Below are 7,672 nucleotides of genomic sequence, written 5' to 3'. Positions count from 1 at the left end.
AGGCGAGAGTGTCGCATCTCTAACTGGCCCAACTGTCGCATTACTAAATAGCCCCTACAGCACAAAGTTGCATAAGCTGAATTATGGAACGCCGACACTAGCTTCGCGGCGGCCAGCAGCGTGTAGAACCGGAGCAAAGACCGGATTATTAGGAACGAAATCCAAAGAATCGGAACGTGCGTCCAGATTGCCGTATGCCGAGCAAAATTATTCCGACTCCAATGTGGATAGTCTGGCTGCAGGCGAAGCAATAGACAACGGCAAATTCTTCAGCCGACCAGGCCATGTCCGCTCCAGGGAGGAAACGTCACATGTGCAGGTCTTGGGCATTTGATGCTAGTGTGGTGAGCTTACGAAGTACGTCATCAGGGGGAAGACAATGGGACTGTTTGATGGATTACTCGGGCATGGATCAAAGATCGATCCAAACGAACTGCGTAAGCGACTTGATGGCGTTCTGATCGATGGCGAAGAGGCCAAGCTTGCTTACAAGGTTATCCGGGACTTCTTCGTTTTCACCCAATGGCGACTCATTCTCGTCGACATCCAAGGCATTACAGGAAGCAAGGTCGACTACCTGTCGATCCCGTACAAGGCGATCACACGGTTCTCTGTAGAGACCGCTGGCACATTCGATTTGGACACTGAGCTTAAGGTCTGGGTGTCTGGGACGAGCACACCCATCAGTAAAACGTTGAAGAAAGGCACAGATGTGCGCGGTATCCAGCGTGCTTTAGCAACTGGCATTTTCGGGTAAAAGCTTGCCGACTTGACTGACTCACCGACGAAAATTCCGCCTTGCGCCGATGGCGAAGCCCATCAATGATTGATGAGACGCAATCGCATCCCTAGCAATGACTTCCATGAATGAACTCTTTGCGGCAATCGCGCGACCTGGTGCGCTTGAGCGCATCAAAGAGCACGTCTCTTATCTCCAGTCCGTTAGCAGCGCTATCAAAGAATTCCGAACGTCGTTCGCGATAGCCTTCGACGCCAATGCCGCTCTGCGGCGAAGCAGTCGGCGCCAGGTCGCTACTGAGCTTGATTCCGTACTCCGCATGCTTTCGATAACGCACCCAACACCCGATCCAGAAACGTTGTGGGATCAAAAATTCCGCAAAACGAAATGGAATAGTTGGGCGAGACTCCAGGCTGTTTCTAGTGGGCTCGAGATCATCGGCTCTATGACACTGTCCGTTATCGACGAGCACGGGTCGGTGCCCCCTCTCCCATTGGTCGCTCAAGCTCGGCTAACTGCGATCAAATTGCTCACATTGACCCTGCTATCGCTAATCGACGATATGCAAGAGGCCAAATAGCAATCGACGATACGGTGACCGCGGATATAAGCGATAAAAGGAGCGGGACATCGAGAACTGTCTGAAGTCGACAATCCCCTTGATTGCTGGCTCGGGCCCTCCAAACGTCAACTGCCTCGGTGCGTACCCGCACTAGATCCGCGGATGGCGGTGTAGCAATTCCCCTTGACGGCAGCGAGCCTGTATCAAGGCGTTCTTAAGAGCTCTCTGGCCGCGAATTGGTCAGCGGCCCGCTTGACCAGCAGCCGTCTCAATCCAGCCCCCGATATTTTCTCTGCCGCGCTGTGCAGTGAAGTCGTAGGCAAGGCAATGCTCGGAAAGCTGCGTGACTGTGTTCGTTGTTGGCGCTCTGAACCAGAGATCCGACTTCGGTATTGGGCTCGCATAATCCGCATACTTGACCCACTTCGTCCCCTCCCATTCTGCCAAAAAGATGGTTCCATTCGCCGAGTATACACCCAGGCAGTCCAAAGGATTGGGACCTTTGACGGACGTTAGACCCTTAGAATTCTTGAGGCCTTGAATGTGCACGGTGAGTATGCCGTTTCCTCGGACTACACTTCGGGCAATTTCGTAGCGAACCCACCGGCGCCGATATGTCTCCGATCCTGCCAGAACACACGTTACCGACGTGCCATCTAACGCATCGCGCAGAAAATTCTTGAGGATGTCTGGGCTGACACGCCTCTTGGCTTCAAAAACGCTAGCGTCGAAAAAACCCCTGTCGATCTCATCTCCTGGCAGCGCAACCCAGGAATTGCGCACATTCTGGGCTCGCCAGATATCCGGCGAATAGTGAAATGAGAAGAACGTGTAGCGTGCCATGCCGAACCATTTGCTCCGTCGCCCGGCATAAATTACAACAATAGCTTGAAGATTCGCAATGAGACTGCAATCGATGTAAGCGTGTGTTTTTAGGCAACTAACAGCCTTTCAGGCTAAAAACCCACGTTCTTTGCCGCTAGTTGCTTTTGCACATCAGAATACGGAAACAGCTATGCCAAGTGTTTTCTTTTCGTTTTCACATGCCGATGGAGCGCTTCGAGATCAACTCGAAAAGCAGCTCTCAATGCTAAGACGCCAAGGCGTGATAGAAACATGGCACGATCGACGAGTTGGCGCGGGCGACGAGTTTGAGCGTGAAATCGACGAGCATATTAACACCGACGACATCATCCTACTTCTTGTGAGCGCAGATTTCCTCGCATCGGATTATTGCTACGACATCGAGATGAAACGAGCGATGGAAAGGCACGAGCGCAAGGAGGCGATTGTCATCCCAGTCATATTGCGGGCATGCGATTGGAAACACGCACCCTTCGGCAAACTCAAGGGCGTGCCCGAGGACGGTCGACCGGTGACGCAATGGACTGACATCGACGCTGCGCTGTTGGAGGTCGCGCAAGCGGTTCGCGGTGCGGCAGGGCGAGTTGTTGGACGGGCCCCCGTCCCCGCAACGCAGATACCTGCAGCAATGCAGCAACCGTCCCCCCGCCCCCCAACGGCTGCCCCGCGTTCCAGCAATCTTAGCTTGGCCAAAGAATTTACGCAGCGGGACAAAGACGCTTTCAAGCTCGAGACCTTCGAGTACATTGTCCGTTTTTTCGAGAATTCACTGGTCGAGCTGAGTGACCGCAATCCCGGCTACGAGGGCGTCTTCCGTCGCGTGGATGCCAACAGATTCTTCGCCACTATCTACCGCAACGGCAAAGATGTCTCGCGCGGTACCGTCTACATGGGGGGTGGCGCGTGGAGCAATGGGATAAGCTATGCTCAGGGAGAGACAACCGCGAGTAACGGTATGTCCGAGTCCATAAACGTCGAAGCGGACGATCAATCCATTTACTTGAAGAGCATGGGAATGTCTTCGTTCGGAGGCGATAGAGATCAAAAGCTCTCTCAGGAAGGAGCCGCCGAGGTGCTTTGGAACGTTCTTGTTCGTCCCCTTAAGGGTAACGCCTACTGAGGAGGAAAGCGTGCTGTCTGCAAGTGAATTCACGGTGGGGGCGTTCAAGGATGCACTTCCCGGAAGTTTGATCCTACCAAGGAGCGAACGAGAGGAAACCGTGCTGATCGGACGCGTAGCAAACGCTCCCGCAGCCGTATTTCTTTCTGAACGCTCTCGGTACGAATACTTCCTGACCGCCGATAGCGACAACTGGTATGGGCTTATTATTCCCAATGTTCGGATCGAGGTTGACGAGAAGTCTGTCTTCGACCCGTCTTATGGCAATCATTTGGGAGCGATCCAGCGAGTTGGTACGACAATATCAATTCGAGCAAAAGCAGACCGCTCGCTGTCGGCCAACTATATCGTTCTCGAAGACGGATTAGATTCAGTAGGAGAGTTCAAAGCCGCGTTTACCCGATGGCAGGTTATTATGGGCGAAGGGTTTTCGAAGCGAATCCTTTGGCAAGCGCCTGCTTCAAAGGTCTGACACGGCTTTAGCAGGTGAAAATTTCACTTGAAAGCCTTTGGAAGCGGATGCCAACACCCGGTCCCCGCCCTTGATCCATCAGTTCTAGGAGACCGGTTCGCAGTGGTGGGCACGCGATTGGCTGCCCACACACTGTGTGTCTCTTGCGACCGAAAAACGATGCAGTGTTCGGGCACGGTGGATTGGCGTGGAATATTCGCGCTGCATTATATCTGGACCAACAAGTGGGAGCCATGCATGTCGGTTTTGACTGACGTTCAGCAAATGGAAGAAGACTTGAAACACCGCAGTGAAAAACTTGGGGTCGAATTCAAGGCATGGATGGACATTTCGAAAAAGAACAAGGAAGGACAAACCAAGATTGCGAGGCACATAGCCGCTATTGCCAATCACGGTGGCGGCCGTCTCTATTTTGGCATTGACGATGATGGTAACGCGCTTCCAGCCTCCGAGGAGTTCGGGCTCGAATTCTACCGGTCTGATGCGGTCCATAATCTTCTGAAGAAGAGGCTAGAACCGCCCATTCAATGTGAAGTCCGCTTCACCGAATACACAAACGGGGTAAGGTATCCGGTCGTCCATGTTCCCTCTCACGGAACAATGCCCATTGGCGCCCGCGATGAAAATAGTTATTTTCACGTCTACGTCCGGGGTGTTGGACCGGAATCAATCAAAATTTCAAACTATCAGCAGTGGGACACGCTGCTAAAGCGCTGCATGCGTTTCCGGGAAACCGAAGCTGTCCGAGAGGCCGAAGAGGACCATCTGTCAAAAACGCAGGCGATGACAAAAGCAATTACCGAATCCGTCATTGCGGCCGTATTGAAGACCCTCACCGATAACGGATCGATCGGTTCGGCCGGGCGCATATCTGAAGTCGATTGGGGGACAATAGGTCACCTGGCTGAAGCGACTAGGTCCGATTTCGTTGAGCAAATCAGAGCGCTTCCAATGGCGGACTCGGATGCTGATCAGCAGATTGCGACGATCCCAGAAAATCACGTGACCATGGGCTATGCTCTGCTCACACGCGATTCAAGTTTTGTCACGTTGGAAAAGCCACATACCATCCTCCGGCAGGCAAGCGCGGGAATGAGCGCGGTGGCAGATTTGGGCTGGCACGATTTCATCGTACTTCAGAATTCCGATAATCTGCCCCGTAGCCGATTTTGGTCGATTGCGGGCCGGGACTTCACCGGGGTCGAAGGCATGCGTCTCACGGGCGATTCAGTCTATTTTGGTGGTTTCGATTATTGGAGAACCTACGGAAACTCTGTCTTTGTGATCTGCAAGAGTTATCGTGAGGATTATAATCGCCTGAGGCACAAAACGGCCTATCCATTCCTCACGCCGACCCAAATTTTCATCCGGCTTCACTCATTGCTGGCTCATGCTGCGTTGACCATTGCCCAGGTACCCGATGCTGAGAATGTCGCCATATTCACCGATCACCGAGGATTGGACGGCCGGGCCATCGGTAGGAACTTTGATTACGGTCTGCAATTGCACACCAGGGCAAAGGCAGTGGAAGAAAGGTTTCCCACTCGATTGGTAGTCACGAGAGATGAGCTGTTGACTGGGTATTTTGGCGTTCTGAAACGAGTATGCGTCCCATTTCTTGAACTGTGGGGCGGTACGTCCTCATTCGAACCTGACGAATGGTTCAACGAGCGGAATATCGGTCAGATTGTTGCCGACTTGCAGAAAGAGGGATGCTCGGTCCGGCTATTGCCGTAACGAAAATTCCTGAACGCTATTGCCGCCGACGCTCCCCCAGACCAGCATAGTGGAGGAGGTCCACATGACGCAAACAACTGAAAAATTCCGTCCGGCTCACGTAATCGAGCAAGCCACACAACAACTTATCGGAACCTTCGAATCGGCAATCGTGTCCGCTATCGAAGCGGGCAGCCTGATTGCTTTGCGTTGGCATCTCCACCAGGAGGAACACCGGCCGGTTCAAGATCGCCCGTCAGAGTTAATCCCTGATGCGAGGAAGATCGTGGCACGATGGAGTGAAATCGAGGGACTTCACGGCGAAGGCTCGCTGATTGTGGAAGAGTCGAAAATTATACAGTATTCACTAGCAACACCAGGTAACCGCCATGAAAGAGGGCCGCACCTCCTTGAGAATGCCCGCAATCTCCGCGGCCTCAAAGGCCTAGATTGGTGGCGGCGCGAGCATCAACTTCACTCACTCCTGGAAGTGGTTCGATCTTGAAGGTTTCGACCAAGAAAGATTGAAACTGCGCGACCGACTTGAACGTTAGCGTTTCGTCATTAATCAAGCTTTTGACTGCGATTTGCCACCCCTCAATAAAGTCGAACTGCAGTTCGAAGTCGACGACGGTTATCGTGAGTCCTTTCAGACATGCAGCTTTTATCAAGGCTCGGAGCTCCTCGAACATTTGCTTCACGGCATCCCGAAGTGCGTCGTACGCTAGCACGCCGAGCACATCCTTGAGGCCGATTTCGTCATCACCCTCGATATTGCCCAGCGAGCTGTTTGCGAAGTAGCGTACCTTGAACCTGAGCGGCTCCGTTGGGCTTTTCCTGGTTTCCGAAATACAACGAAATCCCACTGCCGACATCCGCATCTCCTTAATCAGATGCGGGGAAATAAAGCAGAGATCCACTAATGATTCGTGAGAATGCCGCGAAAATCTTCGTTTAAGTTGTAGCTGATGCAAAACCGGTCACAACGGGAACGGAAACACGCCTGCACGCCATTAGTGTAGAAATATTGAAAATCCGGCAAAGAACCAGCATATCGAGTGTTTTGCTCAATTACAGTGGGGAATTTCGAAGATATATGGTGAGCAAGAAAACTATGTGGGCCCGGCAAGGACTTGATGCAACCAATCGGCTATGAGCCGACGGCTCAAACCAATTGAGCTACAGGCCCCACGGCCAGAGGCTTAGGAAAGCGGCGAGGGATTCGCAAGTTCGCCCTAACCCGATCGGAAGAGAGTTACCCACTCATTGTTGGGTGCATCAATAGACTGGCAGATCCCGCACCGGCTCCTCAACATCATCGAAGAGGATGAGGTCGTAACCGCGATCGGCAGCGTACGCGAAAGAACGCCATAGATCTTTGAACCGTCGGTTCCCGAAATTGAACGCCGCGTCTTCATCAACGTGGAATAGCCAGCCCATATCTCCAAAAGGCCCGCCCACTGTGAGCCACTCCTTTTGATCATGAGACATTAGAAACCGCTTGGTAGCCGAGGACAAATGTGAGGTGCTCAAGCAAAGAAGTTTGCGCAAGTCGAAATTCCAAATGCATCGAGATCAATGGTGCGTATGCGGCTGGACGAAGTCAACGTTTGCCTTTGCATCGGCAATTTGAGCTCTGTATTAGATGCAGATACCCAAATCAGAGAGCAAAATAAGGTCGTGTGCTATCGCCATCACAGTGGGCGAAAGACTTCCGCCGATGCTTGGTGAAAGGCGGTGCCCATGGCTAATCCGGCCACCACAGTTCAAGTGAGCAATTCCTTGATGAGCGGACGATCTTAAGCGCTGACACCAGAAGGCTTGGCGAAGAAATAGTCGTTTGCGTCTGAACGCCGATCGACACAGTATTGAAGCTACCTAAGCAGAGCGCCTGACAGATGGATTGTACTGACCCCCAAAATTGCACCTACACTGAGAAGGAAAAGGAGCACTGGTCGAAACCGATACGGGCACAAGCATTGGAGTTGGCAATATCTGCCGTTAGCGAGGCTTGGGCGATCCTTGATGTAGAATTACAAAAAGATGGCTTCGACGATCGAATTCCGCCGTTTGAAGGCGGTTCGCGCTACGCTTACTATTGCGATCTGGATACTCAAACACTTGAGGATTCGGATTCCGTCTGACCTGCCACGGGTAATTTCCTCCAGATTGCATTAGAGTCCGGCCCATCAAAGGACG

At 52.5% G+C, this 7,672-nt stretch carries 11 protein-coding genes and 1 tRNA gene; 8 read left to right on the top strand and 4 right to left on the bottom strand.

What is annotated here, in order from left to right; genetic code table 11:
• The 3 genes from G9X64_RS36225 to G9X64_RS29375 form a co-directional block, all read left to right on the top strand.
• The coding region (locus G9X64_RS36225) for a hypothetical protein (protein WP_210259736.1) at positions 1-334 on the top strand (334 nt) is incomplete at its 5' end.
• 45 nt (positions 335-379) lie between these two features.
• The gene (locus G9X64_RS29380) at positions 380-757 is read left to right on the top strand and encodes a PH domain-containing protein (RefSeq protein ID WP_130794210.1); all 378 of its coding nucleotides are present in this window, start codon (positions 380-382) and stop codon (positions 755-757) included.
• Between the two features lie 106 nt (positions 758-863).
• On the top strand, positions 864-1,319 hold the full coding sequence (locus tag G9X64_RS29375) for a hypothetical protein (protein ID WP_168317828.1): 456 nt from the start codon (positions 864-866) through the stop codon (positions 1,317-1,319).
• A 222-nt stretch (positions 1,320-1,541) separates the two neighbouring features.
• Here the strand turns inward: G9X64_RS29375 and G9X64_RS29370 are convergent, their stop codons facing one another.
• Positions 1,542-2,144 (bottom strand): TIR domain-containing protein, encoded by a 603-nt coding sequence (locus G9X64_RS29370; RefSeq protein WP_168317827.1) that lies wholly within the window; start codon positions 2,142-2,144, stop codon positions 1,542-1,544.
• 172 nt (positions 2,145-2,316) lie between these two features.
• On the opposite strand from G9X64_RS29370, the gene G9X64_RS29365 reads away from it, so the two are divergent.
• The 4 genes from G9X64_RS29365 (at position 2,317) to G9X64_RS29350 (ending at position 5,978) form a co-directional block, all read left to right on the top strand.
• A complete protein-coding gene (locus G9X64_RS29365) occupies positions 2,317-3,285 on the top strand; it encodes a TIR domain-containing protein (protein ID WP_168317826.1) in 969 nt (322 codons plus the stop codon).
• A gap of 10 nt (positions 3,286-3,295) precedes the next feature.
• A complete protein-coding gene (locus G9X64_RS29360; RefSeq protein ID WP_171377937.1) occupies positions 3,296-3,757 on the top strand; it encodes a hypothetical protein in 462 nt (153 codons plus the stop codon).
• 237 nt (positions 3,758-3,994) lie between these two features.
• Entirely contained in the window at positions 3,995-5,494 is a 1,500-nt protein-coding gene (locus G9X64_RS29355) for an AlbA family DNA-binding domain-containing protein (protein WP_171377936.1), read from the top strand.
• Positions 5,495-5,558: 64 nt separating this feature from the next.
• Complete coding sequence (locus G9X64_RS29350) at positions 5,559-5,978, top strand: hypothetical protein (protein ID WP_168317824.1); 420 nt, start codon at positions 5,559-5,561, stop codon at positions 5,976-5,978.
• On the opposite strand, the gene G9X64_RS29345 is transcribed toward G9X64_RS29350, so the two are convergent.
• The 3 genes from G9X64_RS29345 to G9X64_RS29335 form a co-directional block, all read right to left on the bottom strand.
• Complete coding sequence (locus G9X64_RS29345; RefSeq protein WP_171377935.1) at positions 5,911-6,348, bottom strand: hypothetical protein; 438 nt, start codon at positions 6,346-6,348, stop codon at positions 5,911-5,913. The genes G9X64_RS29350 and G9X64_RS29345 overlap by 68 nt on opposite strands.
• 242 nt (positions 6,349-6,590) lie before the next feature.
• A tRNA-Ile gene (locus tag G9X64_RS29340) sits at positions 6,591-6,662 on the bottom strand.
• A gap of 89 nt (positions 6,663-6,751) precedes the next feature.
• Positions 6,752-7,024, bottom strand: a complete 273-nt coding sequence (locus G9X64_RS29335) for a DUF5983 family protein (protein ID WP_168317822.1) — start codon at positions 7,022-7,024, stop codon at positions 6,752-6,754.
• Positions 7,025-7,371: 347 nt separating this feature from the next.
• Here G9X64_RS29335 and G9X64_RS29330 point away from each other — a divergent pair, with 347 nt between their 5' ends.
• Positions 7,372-7,617, top strand: coding sequence for a hypothetical protein (locus G9X64_RS29330; protein WP_171377934.1), 246 nt, complete (start codon positions 7,372-7,374; stop codon positions 7,615-7,617).
• The last annotated feature ends 55 nt before the right edge of the window (positions 7,618-7,672 follow it).

This window comes from Rhizobium sophorae (genome assembly GCF_013087515.1).
Taxonomy (GTDB): domain Bacteria; phylum Pseudomonadota; class Alphaproteobacteria; order Rhizobiales; family Rhizobiaceae; genus Rhizobium; species Rhizobium sophorae.
This window is presented reverse-complemented; position numbering and strand designations above follow the sequence as displayed.